The sequence below is a fragment of the Paraclostridium sp. MRS3W1 genome, from assembly GCF_032465715.1.
Classification (GTDB): domain Bacteria; phylum Bacillota; class Clostridia; order Peptostreptococcales; family Peptostreptococcaceae; genus Paraclostridium; species Paraclostridium dentum.
The window spans coordinates 1-15,209 of record NZ_JAWDJM010000088.1 but is presented as its reverse complement, the minus strand read 5'-3'; the positions used below and the strand labels follow the sequence as shown (position 1 = coordinate 15,209).

The following is a 15,209-nucleotide window of genomic DNA, read 5'->3' as shown; positions in this document are numbered from 1 at the left end:
ATAAGTTAGGTAAATATATGCCTAAACTTATTATAACTTTAAGCCTCTTTGCTTGTTTAAAACACACTTTGTGTATGGAGGTGAATAAATGAAAGAAGAGTTATTAAGTGTTGGAATTGATATAGGAACAAGTACTACACAACTTATATTTTCAAAGTTAATAGTAGAGAATATGGCTTCAAGCTTTTCAGTTCCAAGAATTAGTATTGTAGATAAAGAAATTATTTACAAGAGTGAAGTTTATTTTACTCCACTTATTTCTAACACTGAAATTGATAGAGATAAAATTAAAGAACTAGTAGAACTAGAGTACAAAAAAGCTAATATTTGTAAATCAGATATACAAACTGGAGCAGTTATTATAACAGGTGAAACTGCTAGAAAAGAAAATGCAAATGATGTACTTCATTCATTAAGTGGTTTTGCAGGAGACTTTGTAGTTGCAACAGCTGGACCTGACTTAGAAAGTATTATTTCTGGAAAAGGAGCAGGAGCACATATATATTCAAAAGAACACTCAACGAGTGTTGTGAATCTAGACATAGGAGGAGGAACAACAAACTTAGCGCTTTTTAAAAGAGGTGAAGTTTGTGACACTGGATGTTTAGACATAGGTGGAAGGCTTATAAAAATTGATAAGTCAACAAAAGAAATTATATATATATCACCTAAAATTAAAGAAATTATAAAAAATAACAATTTAAATTTAGATTTAGGAACTATTGCTACAGTTGAAAATTTAAAGCCTGTTATAGATATAATGGTTAAACTGTTGCTTGAAAGTGTAGGCATAAGACCTAAAAGTGAACTATTTGATTATATAGTTACCAACAAAAATATTAAATTAGATGAAGATATAAAATGTATATCTTTCTCTGGTGGAGTTGCAGATTACGTTTACTATAATGGCGAAATCGATGACTACTTCAAATATGGAGACATAGGTATTTTACTTGGTCAAGCTATTAAAAACTGTGAAGAATTCAAAAATCTTAAAATTATAAGATCTATGGAAACTATAAGAGCAACTGTTGTAGGAGCAGGGTCTCATACAACTGAGGTTAGTGGAAGTACTATAACATACACTAGCGAAAGTTTTCCTCTTAAAAATTTACCAGTTTTAAAATTATCAAAGGAAGATGAAATAGGAGATAGTCAGCACATAAGTAAAGCAATAAAAAATAAATTAAATTGGTTTAAATTAGAAAATGATCTTCAAAATATTGTAATTGCTATTGAAGGTAAATCAAATCCTAGTTTCTCAGACATACAAACATATGCAGATGGACTAGTAGATGGAATGCAAGAAATAATCGATAGAGATTTAGAATTTATAGTTATTGTTGAATGTGATATGGCTAAAGTTTTAGGTCAAAGTATGTATTCCAAATTGAACTTTAAAAAGAACTTAATATGCTTAGATAGCGTTAAAGTTGAAAATGGAGATTATATAGATATTGGAAAGCCAATAGCACAAGGTCAAGTATTACCAGTAGTAATAAAGACACTGGTTTTTAACTAATAAAAGGAGGTAAGTCAATGATTTTACAAACGAAACTATTTGGACATACGTATAAGTTTAATGGGTTATACGATGTAATGGCTAAGGCTAATGAAGAAAAATCAGGAGATAAGTTAGCAGGCGTTGCGGCTACTTCTTCAGAAGAAAGAGTTGCAGCTAAGGTTGTTTTATCTAATATAAAGTTAGAAGATATAAAAAATAACCCAGCAGTACCTTATGAAATAGATGAAGTTACAAGAATAATAATGGATGACTTAAATGAAAAAATATATGAGGAAATAAAAGATTGGACAGTATCAGACTTAAGAGAATGGTTACTAGACTCAAACACTACAGGTGATGATATAAGCAGAATTTCAAGAGGATTAACTTCTGAAATGATAGCTGCAGTTGCAAAATTAATGTCTAATATGGATTTAGTTTATGCAGCTAAAAAAATAATAGTAAAAGCACATTGTAACACAACAATAGGAGAACCAGGAACTTTATCAGCAAGACTTCAACCAAACCATCCAACAGATGATCCAGATGGAATTTTAGCATCACTTTTAGAAGGATTAACTTATGGAATAGGAGATGCAGTACTTGGATTAAACCCTGTTGATGACTCAGTTGAGAGTGTAACTAAAGTTTTAAAAAGATTTGAAGAAGTAAAACAAAAATTTGATATACCTACTCAAATCTGTGTACTTGCACACGTTACTACTCAAATGGAAGCTGTTAGAAAAGGTGCTCCAACAGACCTTATATTCCAATCAATTGCAGGTTCTCAAAAGGGAAATGAAGCATTTGGATTTGATGCTGCAACAATTGAAGAAGCAAGACAATTAGTTTTAAAACAAGGAACTTGTACAGGACCGAATGTAATGTACTTTGAAACAGGACAAGGTTCAGAGCTTTCATCAGAAGCTCACCATGGAATAGATCAGGTTACTATGGAAGCTAGATGTTATGGATTTGCAAAGAGATTTAATCCTTTCTTAGTAAATACAGTTGTTGGTTTTATAGGGCCTGAATACTTATACGATGCGAAAGAAGTTATAAGAGCGGGACTTGAAGATCACTTTATGGGTAAATTAAGCGGATTACCAATGGGTGTTGATGCTTGTTACACAAACCATATGAAAGCAGATCAAAATGATATAGAAAATTTAGCTATTTTATTAACAGCAGCAGGATGTACATACTTTATGGGAATACCTCATGGAGATGATGTAATGCTTAACTATCAAACAACAGGATACCATGAAACAGCTGCTCTTAGAGAAATGTTTGGATTAACAGCAATTAAGAAGTTTGACAGCTGGTTAGAAAATATGGAATTTAGTAAAGATGGTAAGTTATTAGAAAAAGCAGGAGATGGATCTATATTATTAGGATAGGGGGCTAAGTTATGAACGAAAAAGATTTAAAAACATTAGTAGAGCAACTAGTTGGCCAAATGGTTGGACAAATTGATACAAATTCAATAAACGAGGTAACAAAGCAGGTTGCTACACAAATAGATGGAAATGATGAATTTATAGAAGATATAACAACAGTAGATATAAAGAAACAATTATTAGTTGAAAATCCAAAGGATAAAGATGCTTACTTAGATATGAAAGCAAAAACTCCTGCAAGATTAGGAACTGGAAGATGTGGAGCAAGATATAAAACAGCTACTGCACTAAGATTTAGAGCAGACCATGCTGCAGCGCAAGACTCTGTTTTCTCATATGTTTCTGATGAATTTATAAAAGAAAATAACTTATTCGAAGTTGAAACACTTTGTGAAAGTAAAGATGAATATATAACAAGACCAGATCTTGGAAGAAGATTTTCAAAAGAAACTATAGATAAAGTAAAGTCTAAGTTTGGAACTAATCAAAAAGTATTATTAATGGCAGGAGATGGGTTAAGTTCAGCAGCAATAGAAGCTAACTTAAAAGATATAGTACCAGCTATAAAGCAAGGTTTAAAAATGTATGGAATAGATTCTAGTGAAATATTATTTGTTAAACATTGTAGAGTTGGAGCTATGGATCACCTAGGAGAAGAATTAGGAAGCGAAGTTATATGTATGTTAGTAGGAGAAAGACCAGGTCTTGTAACTGCAGAATCTATGTCAGCATACATTGCATACAAACCATATATAGGAATGGCAGAAGCTAAGAGAACTGTTATATCAAATATCCACAAAGGTGGAACTACAGCAGTTGAGGCTGGTGCACACATAGCAGAATTAATAAAAACTATGTTAGAGAAAAAAGTTTCAGGAATAGATCTTAAGTAATCTATATAGGAGGAGTTAAACTATGAAAAATGATGCAATACGCCCTAATGTCCTAGGAGTAAAGATAATTTCAAATGTAAGTCCGGAAATGGCTAAAAAATTAAATTTAGAACAACATCATAAAAGTTTAGGATTAATAACAGCTGATTGTGATGATGTAACATATACTGCTCTTGATGAAGCAACAAAAGCTGCTGAAGTAGATGTAGTTTATGCAAAATCAATGTATGCAGGAGCGGCAAACGCTTCAACGAAATTAGCTGGAGAAGTAATCGGGATTATAGCAGGACCGAGCCCAGCAGAAGTAAGAAGTGGATTAAATGCAGTTTTAGATTTTATGGAATATGGAGCAACTTTTATAAGTGCTAATGATGATGATTCAATAGCATATTATGCTCACTGTGTTTCAAGAACAGGAACTTACCTTTCAAAGGTAGCAAACATAAGAGAAGGAGAGGCATTAGCTTACCTAGTAGCACCTCCGCTTGAAGCAATGTATGCTTTAGATGCAGCACTTAAAGCAGCAGACGTTTCTTTATGTGAGTTATTTGAACCACCTACAGAAACAAACTTTGCAGGAGCACTTCTTACAGGTTCGCAGTCAGCTTGTAAGGCAGCATGTGATGCTTTTGCACAAGCTGTTATAGCTGTAGCAGATAACCCAACAGGATTTTAAGGTTAGATAATGAATGCTTTAGGATTAGTTGAAACAATTGGTTATGTTGCTGCGATAGAAGCTCTAGATGTTTGTTTAAAATCTGCAAGCGTAGAAGTTGTTGGAATACAAAAGGTAGGACAAGGCATAGTTACAATTGAAGTAAGTGGAGATGTGGGAGCTGTAAAGTCAGCAGTAGAAGCTGCTAAGTATGCTGCTGAGAAAGTAGGTATATTAAGAGCTACACATGTTATACCAAGATTACACCCAGATGTACACGATGCTTTATTTAAAAAAGAAGATATTAAAAGTGTAGAAGAAGAAACTGTACATGAAATAGAAGAAAAAGAAATAGAAACAGAAGTTGAAATAAAAGAAGTAGAAGATATTCAAGAAGAGATAGAAATAGATAGCGTAGAGGTAGAAGTAGAAGAACACAACGATAAGAAAGATGAGTTAGAAAAACCTAATTTATCAAATCTTAGTGTAAAAGAACTTAAAAACTTAGCTAAGTCATTAGGATCAAAGAAGACATATAAAGAATTAAATGCTTTAAAGAAAGAAGAGTTAATTTCTTTAGTAGATAAGTTTTATAGAGAGGATGAGTAAAAATGACACTTTTAGATAAAGATTTAGTATCAATACAAGAAGTTAGAACTCTTGTGAAAAATGCTAAAGCTGCACAGCAAAAACTAGAATCTATGAACCAAGAACAAATAGACAAAATAGTAAAAGCTATTGCAGATGCAGGATTTGAAAATGCTGAAAAGCTAGCTAAAATGGCTAATGAAGAAACTGGATTTGGAAAATATGAAGATAAAATAATTAAAAATGTATTTGCATCTAAGATGGTTTATGAAACTTTAAAAGATACAAAAACAGTTGGAATAATAGGTGAAGATAGAGAAAACAAAACTATAGATATAGCAACACCAGTTGGAGTTGTAGCTGGACTTATACCATCAACTAACCCAACATCTACTGTAATATATAAAGCTATGATTGCTTTAAAAGGTGGAAATGCTATAGTATTTTCTCCACACCCAAATGCTAAAAAATGTATCCTTGAAACTGTAGAAATAATAAGAAATGCAGCAGTTAATGCAGGATGCCCAAAAGATGCAATAGGATGTATAACAACACCTAGCCTACAAGGTACAAGTGAATTAATGAAGCATAAATTAACTTCATTAATACTTGCAACAGGTGGAGAAGCAATGGTTAAAGCTGCATATTCATCAGGAACACCAGCTATAGGGGTTGGACCTGGAAATGGACCAGCTTTTATAGATAAAAGTGCAGATATCAAACTAGCTGTTAAGAGAATAATAGATTCTAAAACATTTGACAATGGAACTATATGTGCATCAGAACAATCTATAGTAATAGAAGAGTCTATTGAAAATGAAGTTGTAAGTGAACTTAAAAATCAAGGAGCTTACTTATTAAATGAAGAGGAAAGCCAAAAACTTTCTAAATTCATAATGAGAGCTAATGGAACTATGAATCCTCAAATAGTTGGTAAAAGTGTTGAAACTATTTGTAAATTAGCAAATTTAAACAATGTACCAAGTACAGCTAAAGTTTTAGTGGCAAGAGAAACAAAAGTAGGACCAGATGTGGCTTACTCTAGAGAAAAGCTTACACCAATACTTGCATTCTATGTAGAAAAAAATATAGATTCTGTAATAACTAGATGTAGAGAAATATTATTAAATGAAGGGGCTGGGCATACATTCTCAATGCATGCTAACAATGAAGAACTAGTAAAAATATTTGCTCTTCATATGCCAGTATCTAGAGTTTTAGTAAATACTCCATCTACTCTTGGAGGAATAGGAGCTTCAACAAACTTAACTCCAGCTCTAACATTAGGATGTGGAGCTATAGGTGGAAGTTCAACATCTAACAATATAGGACCACTTGATTTAATAAACATTAAAAAAGTAGCCTATGGAGTTAAAGAAATGGAAGAAATAAGAGGATATAGACCTCAAAATACAAATGCAAACATATCTTTAGGTGATAATGAAGACTTAATAAATATTTTAGTGAAAAGAATAATTGAAGAATTAAGATAATTAAAAAGTATATTAAATAAAAAATTAAAATAAACTATAAAAATTTTGGAGGATAAGATTATGGCAAACGCAAACGCATTAGGAATGATAGAAACTAAAGGATTAGTAGGAGCAATAGAAGCAGCAGATGCAATGGTTAAAGCAGCAAACGTTCAATTAGTTGGAAAAGAGCAAGTTGGTGGAGGATTAGTTACAGTAATGGTAAGAGGAGATGTTGGAGCTGTTAAAGCAGCAACAGATGCAGGAGCAGCTGCAGCTGAAAGAGTAGGAGAATTAGTATCAGTACACGTTATACCAAGACCACACTTTGAAGTAGACGCTATATTACCAAAAGTTAGCGAAAAGTAATAAAAATTTAAGTAAATAGGGGTTGTTTCAGTTGAGACACCCCTTTTTACACATCCGATAGGAGTTGTGAGGATATGGGTGTTTTAACAGAAAGTGAAGTAAGAAAAAAAATAGGACATACAGATGTGAAAGAGTTTTATATAGAAAAGGGGCAAATTATAACTCCTTCAGCAAAATCGTATTTAACTGATAAAAATATAGTTTTAAAATATGTAAACTCATTAGATGAAATAGAAAAAAATAAATCTAATGAAGAAAAAGCTGATGTAAAACAAGAAAAAAAATATAAGTATGTTACTGTATTTGGAGCTAACTTAGACGAAAAACCTGAACATATGACTTCTTTAAACGGTAATTTACTTGTATTTAAAGATCATAAAAGAATTATTTTAAGAGGTAAGGTAGATTCCTTAGAATCTAGAATTTTACAAGCTCAGATTTTATGTCAAAAGCATGAAATGAAAAAGTTACTAAAAGATCTTCAAGAAGTTTTAGTGTTTGTTAGAACTATAATGAGATGTGAAGTTTTAGAAGAAAAATTAGAAGAATTTAAACTTTTAGGATTGACGCCTGAAGAACTAAGAGAACAATCTCATTATCCTAAAAAATACTTTGGAATAGGTCATGAGTTTCCAAATTATGAAATGGGAGAAATGGTAGTTGAGATAAATAGTATAAGAACACTAACAAGAGAGGTTGAACTTGCTGCATATGAAGCTTTTAAAGGAGAATATGGACAAGTTGAAAGAGAAGATTTAATAAAAGCTTTAAACCGATTATCCTCAGTATTTTGGATTATGATCTATAAAATTAGAACAAATAAATATAAATAGTTGGAGGATAGCATGAATATAGCATTAGATAATATCGTAGATGAAGTTGTAAAAAGAGTAAAAAAAGAAGCATTTATAGAAGTTGAAGCATCTGGAAGACATATTCATTTAAGTAGAGCGGACATAGATAAATTATTTGGAGTAGGTTATCAACTTACAAAGATAAAGGACCTATCTCAACCAGGGCAATATGCTTGTAAAGAAAGAGTTTGCATAAGTGGACCTAAAGGCGAATTTAAAAATGTTATAGTACTTGGACCAGAAAGACCACAAACTCAAGTTGAAGTGTCTTTAACTGATTGTTCTCAATTAGGATTAAAAGCACCTATAAAGCAAAGTGGAGATTTAAACGGAACACTAGGTGTAAAAATATATACAGAAAAAGATAGTGTTGAATTAGAAAAAGGTCTTATGGTAGCAAAAAGACATGTGCATATGAATGAAGAGGATGCTAGAAAGTTTAACGTTTCTGACAATGAAGTTGTAAAAGTTAAAGTGTTTGGAAAAAGACCATTAATATTTGACGATGTTGTTATAAGAGTTAATAAAAACTTTGAGACATTTATGCACATTGATTATGACGAAGCCAATGCATGCGGGTTTAGCAAAGGATGTTTAGCTAGAATAATAAAAAATAATCTATAAGGTAGGTGATATGTATGGATTATGATAAGCTTATAGAATTTATAGTAGATGAAATATACAAAAAACTTGAAAATCAAGGTGTAAAAGAAAATAATGATCTTCCTAAGTGTGTATTAATGTGGGAAAGAGATGAAGAGAAATATAAATTCTTAAATGATAAATTTAAAGTTTTAAACTATAACAAAGATATAAAAGATTGTGATGTTTTAGTAATATCAAGACTTTGTTTAAGAGGTCTTTGCAATTTAGCTATGGGAAATAGCGTATCAGATGAAGAACGTTTTATATTAAAGATGATTATGAGCGGAAAAAAAGTTTATGTAATGGAAGATGGACTTGAATATAAAAGGTACAAACAAACAGCACCTAAGACTTTATATAACAAATATTTAAACTTTGAAAAAGAAATTAAGAGCTATGGAGTAGAAATTATAAATAACCCTAAAAGCATATTAAATGAAACTAAGGTTATCTACAAAGAGGAATATGTAAAAGAAAATAAAGAAATGAACGTAGCTGTAAACTTAAATGAGAATACACTTGATTTGAGAAGTAAAAAACTTATATCAGAATCTGATTTAAGAAAACCTCAAATAAATGGTATAGATAAAATTTTATTAGGTAAGAGAAGTATAATAACACCACTAGCTAATGATTTTATAAGAATACACAACTTAAAATTAGATAAAGAGTAAAGGAGATATTCTTATGGAGATTGGAAAAGTAGTTGGAAATGTGTGGGCCACAAGAAAAGATGAAAAATTATGTGGTCAGAAATTATTAGTTTTAAAACTTTTAAAAGATAACGATTCATATTGTGATGGATTTTTAGTTGCAGCTGATAATGCAGGAGCAGGTAATGGAGATTTGGTATTAGTAACACGAGGGTCTGGAGCTAGAGAATCTTTGGAAGATAGATCTATACCAGTTGATGCTACTATAGTTGGAGTTGTAGATTCACTAGAGGTACATGATGAATAAAAGCATAGGCTCTATAGAGTTTAGAAGTATTGCAAAGGGAATTGAAGTATCTAATGAAATGGTTAAAAAATCTTATGTTGATATATTATACTTAAAAAGTATTTGCCCTGGAAAGTTTATAATAATTATAAGTGGTGATGTAGGAGAAGTTAACACAGCTATTGAGTATGGACTTAGTATATCACAAGGATTTGTAGTAGATAGTTTTGTTATAAACGCAGTACACGAAAGTATAATAGGTGCATTAAAAAACAAATATGAGCCTATAAATGAAGTTAATTGTATAGGGGTTATGGAAACTAGCAAAGTATGTGCAGGATTAAAAGCATTAGACAAAACCTTAAAAAGTAGCGATACAACCATAATTAAACTTCAATTGTCATTTGCAATAGGTGGAAAACTTGTATATATAGTTTGTGGAAGTTTAAGTAGCGTAAATTATGGAATAGATGAAGGTAAAAAAGAGTTGAAGGACAAAGATGTAATACAAGCTTTAGTAATGCCTCATGTAGATGAAAAAATAATAAAACATTTAATAGGGAGAGGATAGCCATGAGTATAAATGAAATTATAATCTATATAATGGTAGCATTTATGGTATTGGGTGCTATAGATAAGTGCATAGGCAATAAATTTGGTTTAGGTGAGCAATTTGAAGAAGGTATTGTTGCTATGGGATCACTTGCAGTTGCAATGGTAGGGGTAATATGCTTAGCTCCAGTACTAGCAGATGTATTAAGACCTATTATAGTTCCTGTATTTGATATGTTAGGAGCTGACCCAGCTATGTTTGCAGGTTCTATATTAGCAAATGATATGGGTGGAGCACCTCTAGCAATGGAACTTGCAAAAGATCCAAATGCAGGATTGTTTGGAGGACTTATAGTTGGAGCTATGATGGGACCAACTATAGTATTTATAATACCGGTAGCACTTGGAATAATAGATAAAGAAGATCAAAAATTCTTAGCAACAGGAATTCTTGCAGGGATAATAACTATACCTATAGGAGCGTTTGTAGGAGGGTTAGTTGCAGGATTTGATGTAATGATGATAATTAGAAACTTAATTCCTATAATAATATTTGCAGCAATAATAGCTTTAGGATTATTAAAGTTTGAAAGTGCAATGATAAAAGGATTTACTTACTTTGGTAAAGGTGTTGTAATAGTAATAACTTTAGGACTTGCAGCAGCAATAGTTGAAGCTTTAACTGGTATTGTTGTAATACCAGGAATGAAACCTATTAGTGATGGAATAGAAATTGTTGGAGATATAGCGATAGTTTTAGCAGGAGCATTCCCATTAGTATTTGTTATAACTAAAGTTTTTAGTAAACCACTTATGGCTTTAGGTAAGCTTCTAGGAATGAATGATATAGCAGCAGCTGGATTAGTAGCAAGCTTAGCTAACTGTATACCTATGTTTGGTATGATGAAAGATATGGATGATAGAGGTAAGATTATAAATGTAGCATTTGCTGTATCTGCGGCATTTGTATTTGGAGATCATTTAGGATTTACTGCTGGATTTAATGCTGACATGATGGCACCTATGATAGTAGCTAAGTTAGTTGGAGGAATTACTGCAGTTATTTTAGCTATGGGATTAGCAAATAAGATGTTAAAAAAGGAGAATGCTTAAGATGGATATAAAGAATTTAGATAAATCTATGTTAGAACAGTTAGTAAGACAAATTATACAAGAAAAGATAAATGGAAGCCAAAACAGTGTTGATTTTTTAAGAGATAAAGATGAAAGCGGAGTAATTTCTATAAAACTTCCAACTGTAAAGGTTGATGAATCAAATAGATTAGATACTGGTAATCCAAGTGATGTAGTATATACTAAAGATTTATTTACATTAGAAGAAAGTCCTAGATTAGGATGCGGAATAATGGAGATGAAAGAAACTACATTTGACTGGACATTAAATTATGATGAAGTAGATTATGTAATAGAAGGAACATTAGATATTATAATAAATGGAAAAACGGTATCAGCATCTGCAGGGGAATTAATATTAATACCAAAAGGTAGTAGTATACAATTCTCAGTTAAGGATTATGCTAGATTTATATATGTAACTTATCCTGCTGATTGGGCTTCACAAAATTAAATTAGATTTAAAGATTTTGTAGTTATGAAAGTGGTAACAGTAGTTTTGCTCCCAAAGCTGGAAAGATGCTTTGAAGGTCGCTAAAACTTCTATTACCACTTTCACTATTTATTTGTATTATTTTGATTTATATTTCAAATTCTGCTATTTTAGTTACTGCTACATAAATTTTAGATATAGCATACCAAGTAGCAAAATCAACGTTTCCACTTTGGGTCATTCTAAATATTTCTTGGAATTTACGAACGCTTTCTTGTGTTTTTGGACCATAAATACCATCAACATCAACTTTAGGTAAAGCAGGATAAGCATTGGCTATAGCGTTTAATTGATTTTGTATAGTTCTAACTGGTTCTCCTGTAGACCAAAGCGTAAGCGTATATCCTGGGAATGAAGAAGGAACTCCTTTTATCATATCTGTACCTTGAAGGCCTATGTCTTGGCCATAGTAATATCTTAAAATTTCATCAAATTTATAACCCTGATCACCTAGGTACTTACTTCCCCATTGAGTCATTTTTCCAGGACATTGAGTTTGAATTCCATCACAGTACTGAGCTAAAAGTGGTTGAGGATTTCCTTTTGGTCTTTGAATATAAACATTAAATATATTATCAACAACAACACTTATAGTATCGAAAATATTTCTATTGTATATAAATTTATGGTCATAGGCTGTAGTAGATGTAATTGTAAAATCATATCCCATATTTCTGTACCATTCAGTATAAACTCTATTTAAAGTAAATGAAACTATAGCTACTACATTTGCATATATTGTTTCAGTTGGCCACGTAGCGTAAATCTCAGAACTGGCCACGTTTTTAATATAATCTCTAAATGGAATCCAATAATTAGGTGCATTTTTATCACTTGGCATACCGTCATGAACTATTATATATTCTGGAACTACGACATTAGGCAAGACATAAGGAACCTTTTTTAAATCATCTTCAAGTATTTTAGGTTGATAATTTCCATATAATACGTTATCACCGATTTTATAAACTTGGGGACCAGTCTTAGTTAAAGCAGAAGTTTTTGAAAGTGAAATATTTTGAATAGCTTCTACAAGAGGAAGAATCTGAACTCCTTGTATTACAACGCTTTGATAACCATCTTTAGATATTGTTAATATATACGTACTATAAGCCCTAGGAGAATTAGGAACTTGAGAGTAAATAAAATTTGGCGCATCTAATGCTATTTTTTTTACCATCCCAGACGAATTGGTAATGAGATTTTTATAAATATATTTACTTTTGGTGCTTCCCTCTTTAGGCATTGCACATATATTTATAGAAACTCCTTCAATTGGGAAGTTTGTAATTTCATCAGTTACTTTAATTGTCAACAATCCTTTATACAAAAAAATCCCCCCTAAATAATCTATTAATTTATATGTATGAATAAAATATTTAAAGTGTACCATTTGCAGTATCAAGTTAATTTTATGATGAAAATAAAATAAATTAAAAAATGTAAAAATTTTGAAAAACAGAAGGTAAAAAGGGACTCTATGTAGAATTATTATATTTGAAGTACATTTAAGTAAAGGCAGGGAGAACTTTATTAATGAAAAAAAAACGGGGAATGAAAAAATATATTTTTATATTCATATTTATTTTTATAATCTTTTTCCAAATGTTTAATTATAGGGTGGAAGCATACGAAGCATATGAAAAAGAATCAAGTGGATTTAATGTTTTGGTATTAAACTCATACAATCAAGGACATCACTGGGAAGCGGCTATAATGGATGGGCTCAAATCTTATTCTAAAGAAAATCCTGACGAGGGTATAAATTTTAAAATTGAATATCTAGATTTTAGAAATAATTATAATGATGAATATATAGAGTCATTAAAGCACATGTTAAATGAAAAGTACCCAAGGGGAAGTATAGATGCCATATATACGGTAAACGATGAGTCTTTTGAAGTATTTAATAAAGAAGTTTTAAATCCGAGTAGCAGTTTTTATAAAATTCCATTAGTATTTAGCGGAGTAGATGGAAAACTAGATGGAAGCAAAGAAGAAAAAAAATACATGGCAGGTATATATCATGGTGATGATAGCTTAAGTTTAATGAACTTGGTATATTCACTTAATCAAAAAACTGAAAATATAAATTTAATAGTTGAAAAGTCTAAGTATGGAGAGTCTGTAAAAAGCGAAATTAATAAACTGATAGACACTTATTTAAACAATCAAATAGATATAAACTACATACAAAGTAATTATACTGAAGATATAATATCTAAAATAAAAAAGTTAGATGATAAACCAGATACTATAAACATTATAGCTGGTGAATTTCAGTGCAAAAAATCAAGTGGATATGTAGAACCTAAGGATTTAATAGATGATATCAAAAAGTATAGTAGTGCACCTATATATTCGAATGATCAGACTTATTTACATGCAGGTATTCTTGGGGGACATGTAGATATAGGGCAAGAACAGGCAAAAATTATTTGTGATATGATAGCTAAAATAAAAAACGGAACTCCTATTGAAAAGATTGAAAATGAGGTAGAGCCGAGTGCGAAGGCGTATGTTGATTATAAAAGTATATATGAATATGATATAGATCCTTTTGATGTAGGAACAAGCGTAAACTTAATAAATAAAGGGCAATACGAATTATTAGCTCCAAGATGGATGAAATACTTATTACTTATTTTGCTTGTATTTTTTTTAATATCTATTGCATTTGTTACTAAAGCAGCTTCAAAATATAGAAAAGATATAAAAAAGCAACAAGAAGATGAAGAAAAAGCAAAGGAACGTGAAAAATTAAAATCTGACTTCATAGTAAACTTAAGTCACGAATTAAGAACACCTATAAATATAATATTGGGCACAACTAAACTTTTAGAATACAATATATCTAAGGGTAAAGCTAAAGAAGAAGATGTTATAGATAAACTAGAAAATATAAATCAAAATTCATATAGATTATTAAAGATATCAAATAATATAATAGATATGACAAAAGCTGAGTGTGGAATGCTTAGTTTAAACTTAGAAAACTGTAATATAGTTAGTGTAATAGAAGATGTTTTTGAATCCAGTATTGAATTCGCTAAAATAAAAAATATAGGGATGATATTTGATACGAAGTATGAAGAAATAAATACTGTTGTAGATGTTTATCAAATACAAAGAGTAGTATTAAACCTTTTATCAAATGCAATTAAATTTACAAATGAAAACGGAGTTGTAGAGTTATCAATATATAAGTATAAAGAGGAGATTCTTATAGAAGTAAAAGATAATGGAGTAGGAATACCGGATAATAAGTTGAACTATATATTCCAAAGATTCTATCAAGTAGATAATTTATATACTAGAAAAAATGAAGGAAGTGGGATAGGTCTTTGTATATCAAAAGAGATAGTAGAAATTCATGGCGGGAAGATAGAGATGGAAAGTAAACTACAAGAAGGATCTTTATTTAGAATAATTCTTCCTATAAAGATAGATGAAAGTTTACCAGAATATGATCCTTCAAATCATATGGATACAAATAAAATCGTTAATTTAGAGTTATCAGATATTTAAATAAAGAGTAAAAAAAGAAGCTATGAAAATAGCTTCTTTTTTATGTTATTCATTTATTTTCATTATGAACTTAACTTTTCCATCCATATCTTTATTAAGCCCTGAGAAGTTATTGTAATCTTTAGATAGTTTAACTATTTCATCTTTAACATCTACTAAGCCTTGTATATCTGATAATTTAGT

The 15,209-nt window shown here is 30.7% G+C and carries 16 protein-coding genes; 15 read left to right on the top strand and 1 reads right to left on the bottom strand.

Annotated elements, in window-relative coordinates:
- The first annotated feature begins 88 nt into the window (after positions 1 to 88).
- The 14 genes from eutA (at position 89) to RWY47_RS06460 (ending at position 11,459) form a co-directional block, all read left to right on the top strand.
- Complete coding sequence (gene eutA / locus RWY47_RS06525) at positions 89 to 1,522, top strand: ethanolamine ammonia-lyase reactivating factor EutA (protein WP_150842345.1); 1,434 nt, start codon at positions 89 to 91, stop codon at positions 1,520 to 1,522.
- Between the two features lie 17 nt (positions 1,523 to 1,539).
- Positions 1,540 to 2,904, top strand: a complete 1,365-nt coding sequence (locus RWY47_RS06520; protein WP_021429282.1) for an ethanolamine ammonia-lyase subunit EutB — start codon at positions 1,540 to 1,542, stop codon at positions 2,902 to 2,904.
- An 11-nt stretch (positions 2,905 to 2,915) separates the two neighbouring features.
- Entirely contained in the window at positions 2,916 to 3,797 is an 882-nt protein-coding gene (eutC, locus tag RWY47_RS06515; protein ID WP_021432401.1) for an ethanolamine ammonia-lyase subunit EutC, read from the top strand.
- Between the two features lie 22 nt (positions 3,798 to 3,819).
- Positions 3,820 to 4,473, top strand: a complete 654-nt coding sequence (gene eutL / locus RWY47_RS06510) for an ethanolamine utilization microcompartment protein EutL (RefSeq protein ID WP_021429304.1) — start codon at positions 3,820 to 3,822, stop codon at positions 4,471 to 4,473.
- A gap of 9 nt (positions 4,474 to 4,482) precedes the next feature.
- Positions 4,483 to 5,061 carry a BMC domain-containing protein gene (locus RWY47_RS06505; protein ID WP_206198396.1) on the top strand — a complete coding sequence of 193 codons (579 nt, stop codon included), beginning with the start codon at positions 4,483 to 4,485 and terminating at the stop codon, positions 5,059 to 5,061.
- A 2-nt stretch (positions 5,062 to 5,063) separates the two neighbouring features.
- Positions 5,064 to 6,533, top strand: coding sequence for an acetaldehyde dehydrogenase (acetylating) (locus tag RWY47_RS06500; RefSeq protein ID WP_168931884.1), 1,470 nt, complete (start codon positions 5,064 to 5,066; stop codon positions 6,531 to 6,533).
- Positions 6,534 to 6,593: 60 nt separating this feature from the next.
- Positions 6,594 to 6,881, top strand: a complete 288-nt coding sequence (gene eutM / locus RWY47_RS06495; protein ID WP_021429341.1) for an ethanolamine utilization microcompartment protein EutM — start codon at positions 6,594 to 6,596, stop codon at positions 6,879 to 6,881.
- Positions 6,882 to 6,955: 74 nt separating this feature from the next.
- A complete protein-coding gene (locus tag RWY47_RS06490) occupies positions 6,956 to 7,714 on the top strand; it encodes an ethanolamine utilization cobalamin adenosyltransferase (protein ID WP_025161450.1) in 759 nt (252 codons plus the stop codon).
- Positions 7,715 to 7,726: 12 nt separating this feature from the next.
- The gene (gene eutD / locus RWY47_RS06485) at positions 7,727 to 8,359 is read left to right on the top strand and encodes an ethanolamine utilization phosphate acetyltransferase EutD (protein ID WP_025161449.1); all 633 of its coding nucleotides are present in this window, start codon (positions 7,727 to 7,729) and stop codon (positions 8,357 to 8,359) included.
- 14 nt (positions 8,360 to 8,373) lie between these two features.
- Entirely contained in the window at positions 8,374 to 9,054 is a 681-nt protein-coding gene (locus RWY47_RS06480; protein ID WP_025161448.1) for a TIGR02536 family ethanolamine utilization protein, read from the top strand.
- A gap of 13 nt (positions 9,055 to 9,067) precedes the next feature.
- Positions 9,068 to 9,340 carry a EutN/CcmL family microcompartment protein gene (locus RWY47_RS06475; protein WP_021429325.1) on the top strand — a complete coding sequence of 91 codons (273 nt, stop codon included), beginning with the start codon at positions 9,068 to 9,070 and terminating at the stop codon, positions 9,338 to 9,340.
- Positions 9,333 to 9,890: a BMC domain-containing protein gene (locus RWY47_RS06470; protein WP_025161447.1), complete on the top strand. Its 558-nt coding sequence runs from the start codon at positions 9,333 to 9,335 to the stop codon at positions 9,888 to 9,890. Before RWY47_RS06475 ends, RWY47_RS06470 begins: the two co-directional genes overlap by 8 nt.
- A 2-nt stretch (positions 9,891 to 9,892) precedes the next feature.
- Positions 9,893 to 10,984 carry an ethanolamine utilization protein EutH gene (gene eutH / locus RWY47_RS06465; protein ID WP_150842350.1) on the top strand — a complete coding sequence of 364 codons (1,092 nt, stop codon included), beginning with the start codon at positions 9,893 to 9,895 and terminating at the stop codon, positions 10,982 to 10,984.
- A 1-nt stretch (position 10,985) separates the two neighbouring features.
- Positions 10,986 to 11,459, top strand: coding sequence for a cupin domain-containing protein (locus tag RWY47_RS06460; RefSeq protein WP_150842351.1), 474 nt, complete (start codon positions 10,986 to 10,988; stop codon positions 11,457 to 11,459).
- 127 nt (positions 11,460 to 11,586) lie between these two features.
- Here RWY47_RS06460 and RWY47_RS06455 read toward each other — a convergent pair whose 3' ends face one another.
- On the bottom strand, positions 11,587 to 12,828 hold the full coding sequence (locus RWY47_RS06455) for a peptidoglycan-binding protein (protein WP_150842352.1): 1,242 nt from the start codon (positions 12,826 to 12,828) through the stop codon (positions 11,587 to 11,589).
- Between the two features lie 206 nt (positions 12,829 to 13,034).
- On the opposite strand from RWY47_RS06455, the gene RWY47_RS06450 reads away from it, so the two are divergent.
- Positions 13,035 to 15,026: a sensor histidine kinase gene (locus RWY47_RS06450; protein WP_224170346.1), complete on the top strand. Its 1,992-nt coding sequence runs from the start codon at positions 13,035 to 13,037 to the stop codon at positions 15,024 to 15,026.
- Positions 15,027 to 15,209 lie beyond the last annotated feature (183 nt).

Coding starts and splice junctions, on each gene's coding strand:
- eutA (WP_150842345.1), top strand. CDS start 89: ATGAAAGAAGAGTTATTAAGTGTTGGAATTGATATAGGAACAAGTACT.
- RWY47_RS06520 (WP_021429282.1), top strand. CDS start 1,540: ATGATTTTACAAACGAAACTATTTGGACATACGTATAAGTTTAATGGG.
- eutC (WP_021432401.1), top strand. CDS start 2,916: ATGAACGAAAAAGATTTAAAAACATTAGTAGAGCAACTAGTTGGCCAA.
- eutL (WP_021429304.1), top strand. CDS start 3,820: ATGAAAAATGATGCAATACGCCCTAATGTCCTAGGAGTAAAGATAATT.
- RWY47_RS06505 (WP_206198396.1), top strand. CDS start 4,483: ATGAATGCTTTAGGATTAGTTGAAACAATTGGTTATGTTGCTGCGATA.
- RWY47_RS06500 (WP_168931884.1), top strand. CDS start 5,064: ATGACACTTTTAGATAAAGATTTAGTATCAATACAAGAAGTTAGAACT.
- eutM (WP_021429341.1), top strand. CDS start 6,594: ATGGCAAACGCAAACGCATTAGGAATGATAGAAACTAAAGGATTAGTA.
- RWY47_RS06490 (WP_025161450.1), top strand. CDS start 6,956: ATGGGTGTTTTAACAGAAAGTGAAGTAAGAAAAAAAATAGGACATACA.
- eutD (WP_025161449.1), top strand. CDS start 7,727: ATGAATATAGCATTAGATAATATCGTAGATGAAGTTGTAAAAAGAGTA.
- RWY47_RS06480 (WP_025161448.1), top strand. CDS start 8,374: ATGGATTATGATAAGCTTATAGAATTTATAGTAGATGAAATATACAAA.
- RWY47_RS06475 (WP_021429325.1), top strand. CDS start 9,068: ATGGAGATTGGAAAAGTAGTTGGAAATGTGTGGGCCACAAGAAAAGAT.
- RWY47_RS06470 (WP_025161447.1), top strand. CDS start 9,333: ATGAATAAAAGCATAGGCTCTATAGAGTTTAGAAGTATTGCAAAGGGA.
- eutH (WP_150842350.1), top strand. CDS start 9,893: ATGAGTATAAATGAAATTATAATCTATATAATGGTAGCATTTATGGTA.
- RWY47_RS06460 (WP_150842351.1), top strand. CDS start 10,986: ATGGATATAAAGAATTTAGATAAATCTATGTTAGAACAGTTAGTAAGA.
- RWY47_RS06450 (WP_224170346.1), top strand. CDS start 13,035: ATGAAAAAAAAACGGGGAATGAAAAAATATATTTTTATATTCATATTT.